17 protein-coding genes are annotated in these 17,356 nt (G+C 50.0%); 6 read left to right on the forward strand and 11 right to left on the reverse strand.

Annotated features, from left to right (window positions below; all coding sequences use genetic code 11):
* Nucleotides 1–14 precede the first annotated feature (14 nt).
* The 9 genes from SU32_RS10795 to SU32_RS10835 form a co-directional block, all read right to left on the reverse strand.
* Nucleotides 15–776, reverse strand: coding sequence for an SDR family NAD(P)-dependent oxidoreductase (locus SU32_RS10795; RefSeq protein ID WP_082376646.1), 762 nt, complete (start codon nucleotides 774–776; stop codon nucleotides 15–17).
* A 138-nt stretch (nucleotides 777–914) separates the two neighbouring features.
* Complete coding sequence (locus SU32_RS10800) at nucleotides 915–2,636, reverse strand: ABC transporter substrate-binding protein (protein ID WP_053999383.1); 1,722 nt, start codon at nucleotides 2,634–2,636, stop codon at nucleotides 915–917.
* Between the two features lie 67 nt (nucleotides 2,637–2,703).
* Entirely contained in the window at nucleotides 2,704–2,985 is a 282-nt protein-coding gene (locus SU32_RS10805) for a DUF2160 domain-containing protein (protein ID WP_053999384.1), read from the reverse strand.
* A gap of 12 nt (nucleotides 2,986–2,997) precedes the next feature.
* Nucleotides 2,998–3,894: a carbohydrate ABC transporter permease gene (locus tag SU32_RS10810; protein WP_201454931.1), complete on the reverse strand. Its 897-nt coding sequence runs from the start codon at nucleotides 3,892–3,894 to the stop codon at nucleotides 2,998–3,000.
* Nucleotides 3,894–4,781, reverse strand: coding sequence for a carbohydrate ABC transporter permease (locus tag SU32_RS10815; protein ID WP_053999385.1), 888 nt, complete (start codon nucleotides 4,779–4,781; stop codon nucleotides 3,894–3,896). The genes SU32_RS10810 and SU32_RS10815 overlap by 1 nt, the downstream gene beginning before the upstream one ends.
* Nucleotides 4,782–4,783: 2 nt before the next feature.
* Nucleotides 4,784–5,857, reverse strand: coding sequence for an ABC transporter ATP-binding protein (locus tag SU32_RS10820; protein WP_053999386.1), 1,074 nt, complete (start codon nucleotides 5,855–5,857; stop codon nucleotides 4,784–4,786).
* A 2-nt stretch (nucleotides 5,858–5,859) separates the two neighbouring features.
* The gene (locus SU32_RS10825) at nucleotides 5,860–6,939 is read right to left on the reverse strand and encodes an ABC transporter ATP-binding protein (RefSeq protein WP_053999387.1); all 1,080 of its coding nucleotides are present in this window, start codon (nucleotides 6,937–6,939) and stop codon (nucleotides 5,860–5,862) included.
* A gap of 12 nt (nucleotides 6,940–6,951) precedes the next feature.
* Entirely contained in the window at nucleotides 6,952–8,472 is a 1,521-nt protein-coding gene (gene glpD / locus SU32_RS10830) for a glycerol-3-phosphate dehydrogenase (RefSeq protein WP_053999388.1), read from the reverse strand.
* A 110-nt stretch (nucleotides 8,473–8,582) separates the two neighbouring features.
* The gene (locus SU32_RS10835) at nucleotides 8,583–9,350 is read right to left on the reverse strand and encodes a DeoR/GlpR family DNA-binding transcription regulator (protein ID WP_053999389.1); all 768 of its coding nucleotides are present in this window, start codon (nucleotides 9,348–9,350) and stop codon (nucleotides 8,583–8,585) included.
* A gap of 301 nt (nucleotides 9,351–9,651) precedes the next feature.
* Here SU32_RS10835 and SU32_RS10840 point away from each other — a divergent pair, with 301 nt between their 5' ends.
* From SU32_RS10840 to SU32_RS17325, 4 genes are all read left to right on the forward strand, one after another.
* The gene (locus SU32_RS10840; protein WP_053999390.1) at nucleotides 9,652–11,061 is read left to right on the forward strand and encodes a cytochrome ubiquinol oxidase subunit I; all 1,410 of its coding nucleotides are present in this window, start codon (nucleotides 9,652–9,654) and stop codon (nucleotides 11,059–11,061) included.
* 11 nt (nucleotides 11,062–11,072) lie between these two features.
* Nucleotides 11,073–12,074, forward strand: a complete 1,002-nt coding sequence (gene cydB, locus SU32_RS10845) for a cytochrome d ubiquinol oxidase subunit II (RefSeq protein ID WP_053999391.1) — start codon at nucleotides 11,073–11,075, stop codon at nucleotides 12,072–12,074.
* Nucleotides 12,074–12,181: a DUF2474 family protein gene (locus SU32_RS17105; RefSeq protein ID WP_082376647.1), complete on the forward strand. Its 108-nt coding sequence runs from the start codon at nucleotides 12,074–12,076 to the stop codon at nucleotides 12,179–12,181. Before cydB ends, SU32_RS17105 begins: the two co-directional genes overlap by 1 nt.
* Nucleotides 12,182–12,323: 142 nt before the next feature.
* On the forward strand, nucleotides 12,324–12,479 hold the full coding sequence (locus SU32_RS17325; RefSeq protein ID WP_160316309.1) for a hypothetical protein: 156 nt from the start codon (nucleotides 12,324–12,326) through the stop codon (nucleotides 12,477–12,479).
* Nucleotides 12,480–12,550: 71 nt separating this feature from the next.
* On the opposite strand, the gene cckA is transcribed toward SU32_RS17325, so the two are convergent.
* A complete protein-coding gene (cckA, locus tag SU32_RS10850; RefSeq protein WP_425394272.1) occupies nucleotides 12,551–15,124 on the reverse strand; it encodes a cell cycle histidine kinase CckA in 2,574 nt (857 codons plus the stop codon).
* A gap of 157 nt (nucleotides 15,125–15,281) precedes the next feature.
* Here cckA and SU32_RS10855 point away from each other — a divergent pair, with 157 nt between their 5' ends.
* On the forward strand, nucleotides 15,282–16,112 hold the full coding sequence (locus tag SU32_RS10855) for a flagellar biosynthetic protein FliO (RefSeq protein ID WP_053999392.1): 831 nt from the start codon (nucleotides 15,282–15,284) through the stop codon (nucleotides 16,110–16,112).
* A gap of 59 nt (nucleotides 16,113–16,171) precedes the next feature.
* On the opposite strand, the gene dksA is transcribed toward SU32_RS10855, so the two are convergent.
* Nucleotides 16,172–16,591, reverse strand: a complete 420-nt coding sequence (gene dksA, locus SU32_RS10860; RefSeq protein WP_053999393.1) for an RNA polymerase-binding protein DksA — start codon at nucleotides 16,589–16,591, stop codon at nucleotides 16,172–16,174.
* 193 nt (nucleotides 16,592–16,784) lie between these two features.
* On the opposite strand from dksA, the gene SU32_RS10865 reads away from it, so the two are divergent.
* A complete protein-coding gene (locus SU32_RS10865) occupies nucleotides 16,785–17,291 on the forward strand; it encodes a SixA phosphatase family protein (RefSeq protein ID WP_053999394.1) in 507 nt (168 codons plus the stop codon).
* The last annotated feature ends 65 nt before the right edge of the window (nucleotides 17,292–17,356 follow it).

Consider the following 17,356-nt stretch of genomic DNA (forward strand, 5'->3'; position numbering starts at 1 on the left):
GGCCGCAACGAAGATCAGCAGATAAGCTGTCCGCCATTAATTTCAAAAACCTGACCGGTCACATAGCCCGACAACTTGTCACTGGCAAAAACCACATATGCCGGAGCACAATCTTCCGGCGTTCCCAGACGCTTAAGCGGAATTTTGTTTCTCGTATTTTCCAGCTTTTCCTTGCTCGAATAACGTTCATGAAAATCGGTGGCAATTGTACCGGGCGAAACTGCATTGACGCGGATACCGTCAGTTGCAAGTTCAGTAGCAAGAGCCTTGGTATAGGTAGCAACAAAGGCTTTCGTCGCACTGTAGATGGACGACCCCGCACTGCCGCCCGTCGTTGCAGAAATCGAAACCGTGTTGATGATTGAGGCATTACCCGCAGTTTTAAGCGATGGTATCAACCCGCTTGTGATACGCACAACAGACGTCTGATTAAGCGCCACCAGCTTGTCATATTGCTCAACTGTCAGTTCCTCAGCAGGAAAACGGCCGAGCATTGTGCCCGCATTATTGATCAGCACATCCACTGTCGCCGCTTTCGACTTTACAAAATCAACGAACGCATCGCAGGTCGCGCCGTCTGAAAGATCACCCTCAAAAACCTCATCGGCAATATTGTCCAAAAAGGCGGATGTGCCGTCACGGCCGCTATGCGCTATGAGCCTTGCACCGCAAGCGGAAAGCGCTTTTGCCGCAGCAAGTCCGATACCGCGACCGGCACCGGTTATAACCACAGTCTTCCCGGCCAATAAGTTATTGTCGAAGCCAAATTCTGTCACGGGTCCATCCTTGGAATTTCAATAATTTCTCATATTCGGTTCATACACCGGAACCAATAAAAAAAGGGGCCAATATGGAAGTGGCCCCTTTTTCGCACCCGCTCATAAACGGGTACTTAATGCATCAAACCAATCAGCTTACTGCCAGCTTTTGATCAGCTCGTCGTAGGAAACGGTTTCGCCTTGCGGCTTTTCGTTTTCAACTTTTGGCTTTGGTGAACCAGCCTCTGACAACCAGAACTCGGCATCTTTTTCCTCGTTCAGCTTCGGACCAAGTTCACCCTGAACGCCTGCGCGCTCCAGACGGGAAAGAACTTTTTCCTGTGCTTCACAAAGGCTGTCCAATGCTTCCTGTGCAGATTTTGCACCTGACATTGCATCACCAATGTTCTGCCACCAAAGCTGTGCAAGCTTCGGATAGTCAGGAACGTTTGTACCTGTTGGAGACCACTGAACACGCGCCGGTGAACGGTAGAACTCAACCAGACCGCCAAGTTTGTCAGCCCGCTGAGTAAAGTGATCTGAATTGATCGTAGAATCACGAATGAAGGTCAAACCAACATCAGACTTTTTCACGTCAACAGTTTTTGACGTTACGAACTGCGCATAGAGCCATGCAGCTTTCGCACGGTCAACAGGCGTTGATTCCATAAGAGTCCATGAACCGGCATCCTGATAACCGATTTTCGTGCCCTCTTTCCAGTAAACACCATGTGGTGAAGGTGCCATGCGCCATTTAGGCGTGCCATCTTCGTTCATGACCGGAAGGCCCGGCTTCACAGTGTCGGCAGTAAACGCTGTGTACCAGAACATCTGCTGGGCAACATTGCCCTGCGCAGGGATCGGGCCAGCTTCACCAAATGTCATACCCATTGCTTCAGGCGGTGAATATTTGTTGAGCCAGTCGATAGCTTTTTCAACAGCGTAAACAGCAGCCGGAGAGTTGGTCGCACCGCCGCGGGCTACACATGAGCCAACAGGCTGTGAGTTTTCGTTCACACGAATACCCCATTCATCAACCGGCAGACCGTTTGGCTCGCCCACATCACCCATGCCTGCCATAGACATCCAAGCGTCAGTGTAGCGCCAACCCAGTGACGGGTCTTTTTTACCATAGTCCATGTTACCATAGACTTTTCCGTCAACGCCCATGTGGGAAAGATCACGACCGGTGAAGAATTCTGCGATATCTTCATAGGCAGACCAGTTCACCGGAACACCAAGATCGTAACCGTACTTTTCTTTAAAGTCGGCTTTGTTCTTGTCGTCGTTGAACCAATCATAGCGGAACCAATAAAGGTTTGCGAATTGCTGCGTTGGAAGTTGGTAAAGCTTGCCATCCGGAGCAGTCGTAAACGATGTACCGATGAAGTCTTCGAGATCAAGGGTCGGGCTTGTTACGTCTTTACCTTCACCTTCCATCCAGTCAGTCAGGTTACGAACCTGCTTGTAGCGCCAGTGTGTACCGATCAGGTCCGAGTCGTTGACATAGCCGTCATAGATGTTCTCGCCGGACTGCATTTGCGTCTGTAGCTTTTCAACCACATCGCCCTCACCAATCAGGTCATGCGTGACCTTGATGCCAGTGATTGCTGTAAATGCAGGTGCCAGAACCTTTGATTCATATTCATGCGTTGTGATCGTTTCTGACACAACTTTGATTTCCATGCCTTCAAACGGCTTGGCAGCATCAATGAACCATTGCATTTCTGCTTTTTGCTCTTCCGGTGACAGCACTGAAAGCTCACCGATTTCATCGGCAAGGAATTTTTCAGCCGCCGCCATGTCAGCATGGGCCGGTGCGCCCATAGCCAACATCAGCACACTGGCTGCACTGGTCGTTAACAGATAATTTCGCATTATTAATCCTCCCTAAGGTTCAATGCGTTTTGAAAAGGGCTTGCCGCCCTTTCCGTTCAGTCGAGTGCTATACAGTTTTAAACACAACGATTGCGTAGAGAACTGAGACACCCATGGCCCACCAGAGGTTGGGACCAACAAGACCCAACCAGGCAAGATTGATAAACGCTGCGCCAAGCAGCGAGATAAAGAGCCGGTCGCCGCGCGTTGTTTCAAATCGAAGAATACCAACGCGAGGATTGCCGCCCGGTGAGAAATACTCCCACACGCACATAGCAATGAGGCAACCAATAATTCCGCCCCAGAAAAGTGCCGTTGGGCCGGTCCAAGCCATCCATGATAAATCCATGACAAACGCCTCCTAAACCCGTCCGAGGGCAAAGCCCTTGGCAATATAATTACGTACGAAATAGATCACGAGCGCGCCGGGGATAATGGTCAAAACACCGGCAGCAGCAAGCACGCCCCAGTCAACGCCGGATGCGCCGACAGTACGCGTCATGATAGCCGCAATAGGTTTGGCGTCCGTTGTGGTTAGCGTGCGTGCGATCAGGAGTTCAACCCATGAAAACATGAAACAGAAGAACGCAGCAACACCGATACCGGACGCAATCAATGGCGTGAAAATCTTGATGAAGAATTTTGGAAATGAGTAGCCGTCAATATAGGCGGTTTCATCAATCTCCTTCGGCACGCCGGACATGAAGCCTTCCAAAATCCAAACGGCAAGCGGGACGTTGAACAGACAATGTGCGAGCGCAACAGCAATATGCGTATCAATCAACCCGAACGCGGAATAAAGCTGGAAGAACGGCAATACGAACACCGCTGCCGGTGCCATACGGTTCGACAGCAACCAGAAAAACATGTGCTTGTCGCCAAGAAAGCGATAGCGCGAAAAGGCATAAGCGGCAGGCAGCGCGACGCTGATCGAGATGATCGTGTTCAACACAACATAAATAATCGAGTTGATATAACCGCTATACCATGACGGGTCGCTGAAAATAACGCGGTAATTGGCAAGCGTTGGATTTGCAGGCCAGAGCGTGAAAGACGACAGGATTTCCTGATTGGTCTTAAAGCTCATATTGGTCAGCCAATAGATCGGCAACATCAGCAAAATAATATAAATCGTAGGCACCAGCCATTTCAGACTTCGCTGCTTCTTAATAGAGCTTTCGGTACGCACTTTTGTTATGTCAATCTTGTTGCCAGAGGCATCTTTGGGCGTTGACGGTGTTAGCATCGTATCAGCCATTATTCTGCCGCTCCCTGCTCTGGTTTGTCTGCGCCTGTGTGGCTCATGACTGTAAAGAATACGTAACAAATGAGAATGATAATCAATTGATAAATCAATGACATAGCTGCCGCCGGACCAAGATCGAACTGGCCGATAGCCTGCTTGACCAAGTCAATTGACATAAAGGTTGTCGAATTGCCTGGTCCGCCGCCGGTCAGAACAAATGGCTCGGTATAGATCATGAAGCTGTCCATAAAGCGCAGCAGGAATGCGATAATCAAAACACCGCGCAGCTTCGGTAATTGAATGAAGCGGAACACAGACCATTTTGATGCGCCATCAATACGTGCCGCCTGATAATAAGCGTCCGGTATCGAAGCCAGCCCAGCATAGCAAAGCAGCACAACAAGACTTGTCCAATGCCACACATCCATGACGATAATCGTCACCCAGGCATCGAAGATATTGGATGTATAGTTGTAATCTACGCCAATCGCATCCAGCGTATGCCCCAGCAATCCGATATCCGCACGGCCGAAAATCTGCCAGATTGTGCCGACCACATTCCACGGAATAAGAAGCGGTAATGCCATCAAAACCAGACACACCGGCACCCATGGGCCCTTTTTGGGCATACAAAGCGCAATGCCTATACCCAGCGGTATTTCGATACATAAAATGATGAAAGAGAAAAGCAGATTGCGGCTTAGTGAATTCCAAAAGCGTTCAGAATTCAAAACGTCCTGAAACCATTCAGTGCCCGCCCAGAAAAATTCATTATTACCGAACGTGTCCTGAACCGAATAGTTCACAACCGTCATGATTGGAATGATCGCACTGAGCGCAACCAATACAAATACGGGAAGAACGAGAAGCCACGCCTTGTTATTATACGTCTTATCCATGATTAGGCGCCCCTTCTAACCAAGTGTGAATTCTCATAAATATTGATCCGCGACATATCAAAGGACACTTTTGGATCGGCAGGAACCGGCGCGCCCTCAGGCAACACGGCATTGACGTCCTGCCCTTCAAGCGACGCGCGTACAATTTTGAAACGCCCGATATCTTCCACCGATTTCACCTGAACGGGCATGCCGGTTTTCCCGCTTGAAAGCGTCACAAATTCCGGGCGGATGCCAACTTCAGCGTTCTCCTCAAGCGCACGGTACTCATGAGCCAGATTGATCTCATGACTACCGATGCGCGCGGTCTTTCCTTTGACTTGGGAGGAAAGGATATTCATGCCCGGCGAACCGATGAAATAACCGACAAATGTATGCGCCGGTTCGTCAAAAAGCTCTTCAGGTGTGCCAATCTGCACAACTTCGCCTTCATACATGACAACCACTTTGTCCGCGAAGGTAAGCGCTTCGGTTTGGTCATGGGTCACATAAATCATCGTGTGACCGAGTTGGCGGTGCAGATCTTTTAGTTTTGTACGCAATTGCCATTTCATATGCGGGTCGATAACCGTCAGCGGTTCATCGAACAAAATGGCGTTAACGTCATAGCGCACAAGCCCGCGGCCGAGCGAAATCTTCTGCTTTTCATCTGCCGTCAGTCCGCGTGCTTTGCGGTCCGCTTTGTCTTCAAGATCAAGCACCTGGATCATATCAGCAACGCGTTTGTCGATCTCGTTCTTAGGCACCTGACGGTTCACCAGCGGAAATTCCAGATTTTGGCGCACTGTCATCGTGTCGTAGATCACCGGAAACTGGAAAACCTGAGCAATGTTGCGCTGCTCGGGTTGTAGTTCCGTTACATTTTCCGAACCGAACAAAATATTGCCTTTGGAAGGCACGAGCAGTCCGGAAATAATATTTAAAAGTGTTGTCTTGCCGCAGCCCGATGGCCCCAACAGAGCATACGCACCGCCGTCATCCCACTCATAATTAAGTTCTTTAAGGGCAAAGTCCGCATCCGTTTTCGGATTTGGATAATAGGAATGTGCCAATCCATCGAGCGTAATTTTAGCCATGATTAAGCTCCTGCCATTTGTGGTGACGCGATCAGCTTGCCCTGTGCATCAAACACAAAGAATTTCGACTGTTCGAGATAGACCGGCAATTTGTCGCCAATGTTAACGCGGAAAACACCGTGCATAAGCGCAACAATATGAGCCGACCCGATATCCATATGAATGAACGTCTCTGAACCGGTAATTTCTGTCGTTGTGACGGTACCTTCAATCTTGAGCGCATCACCCGATGGCTCGGAAAGTGTGGCATGGTGCGGACGCACGCCGACTGTATAGGTGCCGTCAGTGTTTTCTTTAATTTGCTCCGGTGCGCCAACTTGCGCACCACCAGTGCTTAGAAGATTTCCTTTTTTCTCAACCTCAATGACATTCATTGGCGGGTCGGAAAATGTTTGCGCTGTCAGCAAATCTATCGGACGGTTATAAACATCAATTGTATCGGCGAACTGCGTGATACGGCCCTCGTGCAATGTCGCGGTTTGACCGCCAAGCAACAGCGCTTCCTGCGGCTCGGTCGTCGCATAAACAAAGATCGCACCGGTTTCGGCAAAAATCTTCGGTAATTCGACACGCAATTCTTCGCGCAACTTATAATCCAGATTGGCGAGCGGCTCATCCAAAAGAACAAGCTCGGCGTCTTTAACCAGAGCGCGCGCCAAAGCTGTGCGCTGCTGCTGGCCACCGGACAGGTTCAACGGCGTGCGGTCAAGATAAGGCGTAAGCTTCATTAGTTCAGCGGCTTCGCGAACACGGCGGTCAATTGTCGCCACATCAACTTTTGCAACCCGCATCGGTGAGGCAATGTTCTCGTACACCGTCATTGCCGGATAGTTGATGAACTGCTGATAAACCATCGCTACATTGCGTTTTTGGACGGGCAGTCCAACAACGCTTTGACCATCCATCAAAATGTCACCGGATGTCGGCCGGTCAAGTCCTGCCATAAGCCGCATCAAGGATGTTTTACCCGAAAGCGTTGGACCCAAAAGAACGTTCAACGACCCCTTTTCCATACGCAATGAAACATCATTGATATGAAGAGCGTTTCCAACTTTTTTGCTTACATTTTTAAATTCAAGCACTGTGAGAAACCCTTATTCTGCCGCTTGTGAAAGCTGAGCGGATCTTTTCCGCATCCATTCTTCCAGCACCTTAACTTCATTATCTTTGAGACGCAGCCCCAGCTTGGAGCGGCGCCAGATGACATCATCTGCAACCCGCGCCCACTCATTACGCATCAAATAATCGACTTCTCGTTCGCTTAAAGAACCGCCGAACTGGATGCCCATATCGTCAATCGATGACGCGCCGTCCATAAGCTTCCATACGCGCGTGCCATAGGCACGTACCAACCGCCATGCCAGCTTTGGCTCCAAAAATGGGTACTTGGCCTGAACATCGGCAACGAACTGGTCAAAAGCATCAACCTTGAAGTCACCGCCGGTCAGGTGCGAGTTCGCAGTCCAAGCCGCTTTTTTGGCGCCAATGGCCACTTCGATCTTTTCAAGCATGGATTCAGCAAGCTTGCGATAGGTTGTAATCTTGCCGCCGAAAATATTGATCACCCGCGGCTCGTCGCCTTCGCCGTCTTCGCGCAGAACATAGTCGCGTGTGGCTTCTTTTGCTTCCGATGCACCATCATCAAACAATGGGCGTACACCTGAGTAAGTCCAGACAATATCTTCAGCCTTGACCGGCTCTTTAAAATATTCGCTTGCCGCTTCGCAAAGATAGGTCACCTCTTCAGGCGTAATCTTCACATCGCTTGGATTACCTTGGTAATCCCTGTCAGTAGTACCGATAAGCGTAAAATCTTGCTCATACGGCAGAGCGAAAATGATGCGCTCATCAGCATTCTGGAAAATATAGGCGCGGTCATGATTGTGCAGTTTCGGCACGACGATATGGCTGCCCTGAACAAGGCGTACATTTTTAGAGGCATTGCTGCCGAATGTATTGCCCAAAACCTCGTCCACCCAAGGACCGGCGGCATTTACAATAAGTTTGGCCGTGCGGGTGCGCGTTTCGCCGGTGTTCAGATTTTTAGTCGTAATCGACCAGTGGCCGTTTTCGCGCCGTGCGGAAATACATTGCGTGCGGGTTTCAATAACAGCACCACGATCTTGCGCATCCTTCGCATTCAATACAACCAATCGCGCATCATTGACCCAGCAATCTGAATATTCAAACCCTTTTGAAAACACCGGCTTGAGAGGCTTGCCCACTTCTGCTGTTTTCAGATTCACCGTGCTTGTACCCGGAAGCAGCACCCGCTTGCCAATATTGTCGTAAAGAAACAGACCAAGCCGCAGCAACCATGCCGGGCGCAAGCCGCTATGATGCGGCAACACAAAACGTAGCGGCCAGATGATATGAGGCGCGGATTTTAAAAGAACCTCACGCTCGCCAAGTGCCTCGCGCACAAGACGAAATTCGTAATGTTCAAGATAGCGCAAACCGCCGTGAATAAGCTTGGAAGACCATGAGGATGTACCGCTCGCAAGGTCATTCATTTCTGCAAGACAAACGGAGTAGCCCCTGCCCACAGCATCGCGCGCGATACCGCAACCGTTAATGCCGCCGCCAATGACGAATATATCAAAATCTACCGACAAGAATTCCTCCGAACAACCACGAATACCCCATCAAAGAACCGCGGTTCTTATTAAGAGATACGAAACTTAAACGAATGTCAAACGAAAGTAAACGAAAGCGTCAGTAATTCTCAAGATTCAGCGATTTCGATCACCCGCACATCGCTTTCTTCACAGATTTTTCTAATCTCATCGTTCGGCAAACGGTCCGTGACAAAAACATCGACTTGTGACAAATGGCCAATCCTCACCGGAGCGGCGCGGTCGAATTTTGAAGAATCAGCGACCAAAACAACGGTTCGCGCATTTTGGATAATCGCCTGCGCCACTTTTACCTCGCGGATATCGAAGTCCAGCAACGCGCCGTCAATATCAATGGCTGACGAACCAATGATTGCGTAATCCACTTTAAACTGCTTGATGAAATCAACCGCGGTCTCACCGACAATTGCGCCATCACTGATGCGCACTGCGCCGCCTGCAATCACGGTTTCAATTTCCGGAAACACACGCAAACTATTGGCAACATTGATATTATTGGTAATTACCAGTAGTTTTTTATGCAATGATAATGAGGCGCAAACCGCCTCGGTCGTTGTGCCGATGTTCACAAACAGCGAGGAATTATTCGGGATAAGGTTGCCGGCCGCTTTGCCGATTGCGATCTTTTCATTCGCCGCGATCTGCCTGCGTGCTTCATATTCGAGATTTTCACGGCGATCGATACTACGTGCACCGCCATGAAAACGGATAAGTTTCTTGGTGGCATCAAGATCTCTTAAATCAGCGCGTATGGTCTGCGGCGATGTGTCAAACTCCTTGACCAACTGCTCTACTGACACCGTTCCATTGGTTTTCAGTATCTCCAAAATTCTCTTATGTCGCTGCCGTGACTGCACTTTTCCATCCCGTTACAAGAATTGCGTTCTCACAATAAAACGAAAATTATAAACATACCAGTAACTTGTATGTTTCGTTATTTTTCCCACGCCACAAACACACAATTTGTACAGACTAACCCGAATATGCGCGCGATGTTTTGTTCATTTTTAAAGTAATGGGGTTGTCTCAACTGCGTAGTTTGGTCACGCTTCTTGTTGCCGCATTGATGCCACTTGCAAAATAGGAGCATAGTGAGCGCGGCCTACCGTTGAAACCGGTAACAATCATCGGGCGTCTATATGGCCGTTGGAGAACCAAATGTTTGAAAATTTCTCAGCAGAAATGCTAGCGCGTGTGCAATTTGCATTCACGATTTCCTTCCATATCATTTTCCCCGCATTCTCTATCGGACTTGCCAGCTATCTTGCGATTTTAAATGCGCTTTGGTTGCGCACGCGCGATGAAACATATCTGACCTTATTCAATTACTGGAAGAAGATATTTGCCGTTGCCTTCGGCATGGGTGTCGTCTCCGGCATCGTTATGTCCTACCAGTTCGGCACCAACTGGTCCGTGTTTTCCGATAAAACCGGTCCGATATTAGGGCCGCTTATGGCCTATGAGGTTTTGTCCGCGTTCTTCCTTGAGGCCGGTTTCCTCGGTATCATGCTGTTTGGCCGAAAGCGCGTTGGCGACGGGCTTCACATGTTTGCAACAGCCATGGTGGCCTTTGGCACATTAATGTCAGCGACATGGATTTTATCGGTCAATTCATGGATGCAAACACCCGCAGGCTACAGCATGAACGAAATCGGGCAGTTTGTTCCGGAAGACTGGTGGTTGATCGTCTTCAATCCGTCTTTCCCCTATCGCCTTGTCCACATGGTACTGGCTGCATATCTGACCACCGCACTTGTGGTGGGCGGCGTTGGTGCATTGCACATACTCAGAAACCGTGGAGATGTTCCGGCGCGGCGCATGTTTTCAATGGCAATGTGGATGCTGGTTATCGTTGCTCCCATGCAGATATTCGCAGGAGACTTGCACGGCCTCAACACTTTGGAACACCAGCCTGCCAAAGTCATGGCTATGGAAGGCCATTATGAGAGCCATCCCGAAGGTGCGCCGCTGATTCTGTTTGGTATTCCAAATACAAGAGAACAGCGCGTTGATTACGCGATCCAAATCCCGAAGCTTTCCAGCTTGATATTAAAGCATGATCTCAATGCGCCGCTGGATGGCCTCGACACAATACCCGAAGCTGACCGGCCGCCTGTCGGAATCGTGTTCTGGAGTTTCCGGATCATGGTTGGACTTGGCTTTGCCATGCTCGGCTTGGGCGTCTGGAGCCTTTGGCGCAGATTTCGCGGCAAGCTCTATGACGGTGTCTGGCTTCAACGCGCTTCAATCGTAATGGGGCCGCTGGGCTTTGTAGCGGTTCTGGCCGGATGGGTCACAACGGAAGTCGGCCGCCAACCCTTTACGGTCTATGGCCTGCTTCGCACCAGCGACAGCCTTGCGCCGATAGCTGCGCCAGCAGTCGCAACATCTTTGATCGCCTTTATCATTGTATACTTCTTCGTGTTCGGCGCTGGCACCTACTATTTGCTGCGTATGATGAACAAACCGGCAGACACCGATCATCTTGGATTGCGTGATGGCCCGATCCGCAGTGCGGGCACCACGCCGGCCATGCAGTCAAAATCAAAATTCGACACCAAGGAATAAGGAGCGCTGATATGTTTGAGCTATCATTTATCTGGGCTGGGATTATCGCCTTTGCCGTTTTGACTTATGTGATCCTTGACGGCTTTGACCTTGGTGTCGGCATCCTGTTTCCGTTTGCCAATAGCGAAAAAGAGCGATCAACCATGATGAACTCTATTGCGCCAATATGGGATGGTAACGAGACATGGCTTGTATTGGGCGGCGGCGGGCTGTTTGCTGTCTTTCCGCTGGCATACGCCGTCGTTATGCCTGCGCTTTATATGCCGATTACACTTATGCTGCTGGCTTTGATCTTCCGCGGTGTCGCTTTTGAATACCGCTGGAGAACCGTCCGCTGGAAACGGGTCTGGGATATCGCCTTTTTCGGCGGCTCTCTTATTGCCGCGCTTATGCAAGGGATTGCGCTTGGCGCTCTGGTTCAAGGTATTGAAGTGGCAAACCGCGCCTATGCAGGCGGATGGTGGGACTGGCTTAGCATGTTCTCCATTTTGACAGGTATTGCTGTTGTTATTGGTTATGCCCTGCTCGGCTCAACTTGGATCATACTCAAAACTGAAGGTCCGCTTCAGGAGCAAATGCAGCGTTACGCATATTGGCTTGCAGCCGGAACATTGGGTTTCATTGGCGTTGTAAGCATTCTGACACCGTTTCAGGATCCCGTATATTTCCAGCGCTGGTTCAATCTGCCCGGCAGCGTGCTCAGCGCGATTATGCCGGCAGCGTTGATCGCAGCAACATTTGCTCTTTATTCCGGATTAAAGGCCAAGAAAGACCTGCAACCGTTTCTTGCCGCTCTTAGCCTGTTTGTCTTGTGTTTTATCGGGATCGGCATCAGCTTTTATCCCAATATGGTCCCGCCAAGCCTGACAATTGTCGAAGCTGCGGCCCCCGATTCAAGCCTGCTGTTTGCATTGGTTGGCACTGTGGTGCTTGTCCCGCTTATCCTCGGATACACGGCCTACGCCTATTGGGTTTTCCGCGGCAAAGTTAATCCTGATGAAGGGTATCACTAATGGCAAATAGCCGTGTGCGAAAACTGGCATGGTTTGCTTTCATATGGCTATGCAGCGTGGCCGCATTGAGTGTCGTTGCCTATCTGATCAGATTAGCCATTCTCTAAATGCAACCATCATGGCGCATTGTGCCGTGAAGCCATGCAAAAACGCATAGCAATTGTGCGTATATTGCACTGCACAATTCGCCGAACTCTACCTATATTGTCTTCAACGAGACAAACACTCACCTGAAAAGGAAATGGGTACATGAAAATCAAATCAGCATTCAGCCGTATTGCAGACGCTTTCTCAACACCGACACGCGAGCAAGCTGAGAATTCTTATCTTGAGCGCTCTATCTCTCTTGCAGACCTAGAACGTCGCCAAAATGAGATTGCACGCGGAAAATTCCGCAACTTCTAAATTATAAGAATAACTTCCAGTCATTACGCCCGGAGCCTGCGCTTCGGGCGTTTTTTTGCGCTCAAGCCGGATTAATCATTGCTGTCGAGCGTTTCCTTCACAACAGTAGCAAGCTGTTTAAGCGAGAACGGTTTTGGCAGGAACCCGAACTTCGCGCCTTCCGGCAGGTTTTTGGAAAATGCATCTTCGGCATAGCCGGACACAAAGACAAATTTCACACCCGGATAATCTTTGGTCACTTCCCGCAAGAGTGATGGGCCGTCCATTTCAGGCATAACCACGTCGGAAACGATAATATCAACTTTACCGTCCAACTCTTCCAGCACATCCAGCGCTTCCATACCGTCACCCGCTTCATGTACCTTATAACCGCGCGAAGTCAGTGCACGAATGCCGCCCATTCGCACTGCATCTTCATCCTCAACCAGCAAAACAGTGGCAGAACCGGACAGGTCCTGCTTTTTGTCTGCCTTGGCATCGCCTTTTGGCTTAGCGGTTTCCTCTTCACTCGGAACATGGCGCGGTAGGAAAATACGGAATGTTGTGCCCTCACCGACCTCTGAATCAGCATAGATATAACCGCCGGTTTGCTTGATGATGCCATACACCATCGACAGTCCGAGACCTGTTCCCTTGCCGACCTCCTTGGTGGTAAAGAACGGCTCGAAGATTTTTTCCAGCACTTCCGGCTCGATACCCGTACCGCTGTCACGAACATCGATCATCACATAATCGGCTGCTTCCAATCCGCGGTAATCCAGCTCGGCAATATCATCGGCGCTCATATTTCGGCTCGAAACAGTAAGATCGCCGCCGTCAGGCATCGCATCACGGGCATTGACTGTTAGATTGACGATCACCTGCTCAAATTGCCCCAGATCAGCTTTCACCGGCCATATGTCGCGCCCGTGATCAATGGTCAGGTTAATCGTGTTACCGATCAAACGGGACAAAAGCATACGCAAATCAGCCAGAACATCGGTCAATGACAGCACTTCCGGACGCAAGGTCTGTCTGCGTGAGAAAGCAAGCAACTGGCGTACGAGTGACGCAGCACGGTTGGCGTTCTGCTTGATGTTCATAATATCAGGGAAAGACGGGTCCGTCGGCCGGTGATTGGTCAACAGCAAATCGGAAGCCATAATGATGGCCGTCAGAACATTGTTGAAGTCGTGCGCAATACCGCCAGCCAACTGACCGACAGCCTGCATTTTCTGGCTTTGCGCCATCTGTCCTTCAAGCGCTTTTTGCTCGGTCGTGTCCATTGCATAGACAATCGCCGCCTCTTCGCTGGCTTGCTCGCCTTCAAGCCCGGCAACACGCGCAACAGCATTTACAAAAACACGAATGTGTTTTTCCTCGCGCATATTATCCGTCATAAGAACAGTGTCGAGAGGTTCAATGTTGACCTGATTTTGCCGTGCCAGTTCGAAGATTTTTTCAAAACGTGCCTGGTCGCGTTCATGCACAAATTGCTCAAATTTAACACGGCGGTTCAATTCCTCCCCGTCAGGTGCCGTGCCAAATAAACTCGCAAAAGAAGCATTCGTTCTTATAATCCGGCCATCTTCATCGATCGCTGCAATCGCCATCGGCGTGGAGTTAAAGAACCGTGTAAAGCGAAGCTCTGCGCTTCTAAGATCCTGCGCCTCGTTGTCACCTTCAGTTCTGTTGATAACGATGGTCCGAGATTGACCTGCGACACCATCTGAATGGGTCTGAACTCTGTGTATAAGCTGAACAGGCAGACGCTCGCCAGAGCTGGCGGCTAAATCCAGATCCAGCATAGCTGTGCGTATATGACCTGGCTCTGCCTTGATAGCGTTGATGAGTTGAAGCCCTTCTTCACTCAAAATGTCGTCGGTTCCCACAGAGCCGGCGCTGAACGACACAAGATCGATGCCAAGCCATTCGGCAAGGGTCGCATTCAAATATTGCACTCGGTTATTGGCGTCAGAAGAAAAGAAGCCAACCGGTGCGCGGTCGAGGTGGTCAATCGCTTTTTGCAGTTCCAGAAAATACTGCTCCTGCGCATCACGCTCTTTGGAAATGTCACTCAGGCGCCAGACTTTCATCTCGGCGCCAGCGGGCGCAGCCATGGTACGAACGGTTGCCCTGTACCAGTGGGCCTCCTTCTGCTTGCCATCCAGGCTCGCTGGCAGACGAAACTCCTCGCTGGAATCAACCGTTTTGTGTGCGTCATTTGCCAGGCGGTAAAGCGCATTGGCAGCGTCTTCATGGCGCGACAGCACATTTTCAAGCGTGTTGAGATCAACACTTTCTGTTACACCTGTTAATCTGCCGTAAGCCGCATTGGCATAGACGATGGAATTATCGGAATCGGTGATGCAGATACCATCATCAAGACTGTTGAGAAACGTATCGCCGATATCGTCATTTTGCTTCAAGCCGCCGAACTCGACCAATCCAATGACGAGGGCAAATAGGAAAAAGACCCCGATCATCGCCAGAATGCCCAACAATGCTAGGAGAAACCCCTCATTTATAGTGTCGCGGAAAAAGACCAGAAAGCCGAAACATATAAGTAGGACGACAGCCAGCATAGTAAGCCGGATGAACGCGGTCGGCTGATTCTTACGATAAACAAGCGGTTCACTGCTCTTTACCGTCGATTTACGTCCCAACATAAAATACCCCAAAACACCCACATTCATCTCTTATAGCTTGAATCATAAAGCTGTGAGGCGCAAAAGCCCCTTATCCATAAAAAATTGTAAATAGTCAGACATCTTGATAGCAGTTGCTGGCATTAGAACATCAGGCGAGAAAAGGAATTCATTCATGTTTGAATGGCTAGCCGAACAATTTGGTGATCAGACTGCCTTGATCATATATTACTTCATTATATTTGTCGCGCTGATCATTGCCGTTATTTTCCTTCGCTGGATATGGAAGAGCATTTCAGGCGGCACTTTCGTCCATGGCGGCAAGGATCAGCGGCGTCTGGCCGTCGTTGACGCGACTGCCGTCGACAATCGCCGGCGTCTGGTTCTGGTTCGCCGCGATAATGTCGAGCATCTCGTGATGATCGGTGGCATGAGCGATGTGCTTATTGAAAGCAATATCGGGCAGCACGAAGCTTCGGTTCAGGCCGAGAGCTTTGAGGAGCCGGAAAAAGTGCGTCCGGCTGAAAAACGTAAAGTGGAACCGCAGGCAGCAGCCCCCGTTGTCGCCGCAGCAGTACCAGAGCGCCCCGAAGCGCCCGCCCCGCAAGCGAAGCCTGAACCGGTTGTCGCAACTACGCCGGATGTAAGCCCGCAAACACCGTCTACTCCAACGGTAGAACCGCAGGTGTCACCAATCGCACCAAAGCCGTCACCTGCAGCACGTCCGGAGCCACCTGCACCGCTTGTTAAACAGCCGCAAAACAGTGAACCTTCTTTCGGGGTCGCAGAAGTTAAAGCAGCAAGTGAATATGAGTTTGACCTTGATATTTCAGCGAATGACCTGACCGTAGCCGCTGAAAAACCAAAACACGCGGCCAATACGTTCGAGCCTAGCGTTGATTTCCCTTCAGACTCAGCTAAAGCCAAAAACGATGACGAGGCGCGCAAACCGCTCGAAGATGAGATGGAAGCACTGCTGAACAAGCTTACCGGACCGGAAAAATAAGCACAAAAAAGCCCGCCACTTGAAAAAGTCGCGGGCTTTAATTTCGATTAAGCTTTGTCCTAGTCGTCGCGGTAAACTTTTTCGCGGCGCTCATGACGCTCTTGGGCTTCAAGAGACAATGTCGCGATCGGGCGGGCATCGAGCCGCTTCACACCAATCGGATCACCGGTCTCTTCACAATATCCGTAAGAACCATCGTCGACCCGGCGCAAAGCTGAATCAATCTTGTTAATCAGCTTGCGCTGGCGGTCACGCGCACGCAACTCGATAGAACGGTCAGATTCAGAAGAAGCTCTATCGGCAACATCCGGATGATTTGAACTCTCACGCTGCAGATGGTCTATGGTCTCGCGCGATTCACGCAATAGCTCTTCACGCCATTTTACTAATTTATCACGAAAATATGCCCGCATCCGATCATTCATGAACGGTTCTGAATCGTCAGGGGAATAATCCGCAATGCGAATTTCATCAGTCATTCACTCACTCCCAGCAAATCGATATTGGCCGGTGTATACGCATAGCTTAGTCAAGGAACAAGTGAAGATTAGTTGAAAATGATTTGAACCTTTGACTTCTCACAACATTTGACAGCCTCGCACGGCAAATGCGATTGAAATTTGGCCCTATTACGGCTATCGCTGGGTCTCTTTCTGGCAGGATAACCATTATATGAACCGATTATTTCTGTTTCGTCACGCAAAAGCGAGTTGGGCCGAGCCCGGTATGCGGGATTTTGAAAGGAAGTTATCGCCGGAGGGTATCGAAGAAGCGCAGCGTATCGGAACAGCTTTGCGCGAACGCGGTTTTATTCCAAGCCAGATTATTTGTTCTTCTGCCGTGCGTGCACGCGAAACCTTTGACGCTGTTGACCAAAATGATGGTTGGCGCGAAAAGGTCACCTATACCGACACACTATATTCAACCGATGCGCCGGGCTATCTGGAAGTTGCATCCGAGCTTGGCCGTGATGGCGATTTGATGCTTATCGGGCACAATCCCATGCTGGAAGACCTTGCTATTGCGCTTGGTCAAAGCGGCAATGATGACGCTTACACCCATATCAATATGGGCTTTGGCACGGCCTGTGTGGCGATATTGAAATTCGAAGGTCCGATGCGCGATATTCAGGACGCGAAATGGACACTGGAAGATTATATACGTCCGCGCGACCTATAATCTCTGACTGTTAAAGCTGTTACTTTTTTGAAATACGCCCATAATGTAACTACCTATAAGGGATA

The organism is Ahrensia marina (genome assembly GCF_001293565.1).
GTDB lineage: Bacteria > Pseudomonadota > Alphaproteobacteria > Rhizobiales > Rhizobiaceae > Ahrensia > Ahrensia marina.

Excerpts from the sequence above, each read along its gene's own strand:
- SU32_RS10800 (WP_053999383.1), bottom strand. The coding sequence starts at position 2,636 with ATGCGAAATTATCTGTTAACGACCAGTGCAGCCAGTGTGCTGATGTTG.
- SU32_RS10805 (WP_053999384.1), bottom strand. The coding sequence starts at position 2,985 with ATGGATTTATCATGGATGGCTTGGACCGGCCCAACGGCACTTTTCTGG.
- SU32_RS10810 (WP_201454931.1), bottom strand. The coding sequence starts at position 3,894 with ATGGCTGATACGATGCTAACACCGTCAACGCCCAAAGATGCCTCTGGC.
- SU32_RS10815 (WP_053999385.1), bottom strand. The coding sequence starts at position 4,781 with ATGGATAAGACGTATAATAACAAGGCGTGGCTTCTCGTTCTTCCCGTA.
- SU32_RS10820 (WP_053999386.1), bottom strand. The coding sequence starts at position 5,857 with ATGGCTAAAATTACGCTCGATGGATTGGCACATTCCTATTATCCAAAT.
- SU32_RS10840 (WP_053999390.1), top strand. The coding sequence starts at position 9,652 with ATGTTTGAAAATTTCTCAGCAGAAATGCTAGCGCGTGTGCAATTTGCA.
- cydB (WP_053999391.1), top strand. The coding sequence starts at position 11,073 with ATGTTTGAGCTATCATTTATCTGGGCTGGGATTATCGCCTTTGCCGTT.
- SU32_RS17105 (WP_082376647.1), top strand. The coding sequence starts at position 12,074 with ATGGCAAATAGCCGTGTGCGAAAACTGGCATGGTTTGCTTTCATATGG.
- SU32_RS17325 (WP_160316309.1), top strand. The coding sequence starts at position 12,324 with ATGAAAATCAAATCAGCATTCAGCCGTATTGCAGACGCTTTCTCAACA.
- SU32_RS10855 (WP_053999392.1), top strand. The coding sequence starts at position 15,282 with ATGTTTGAATGGCTAGCCGAACAATTTGGTGATCAGACTGCCTTGATC.
- dksA (WP_053999393.1), bottom strand. The coding sequence starts at position 16,591 with ATGACTGATGAAATTCGCATTGCGGATTATTCCCCTGACGATTCAGAA.
- SU32_RS10865 (WP_053999394.1), top strand. The coding sequence starts at position 16,785 with ATGAACCGATTATTTCTGTTTCGTCACGCAAAAGCGAGTTGGGCCGAG.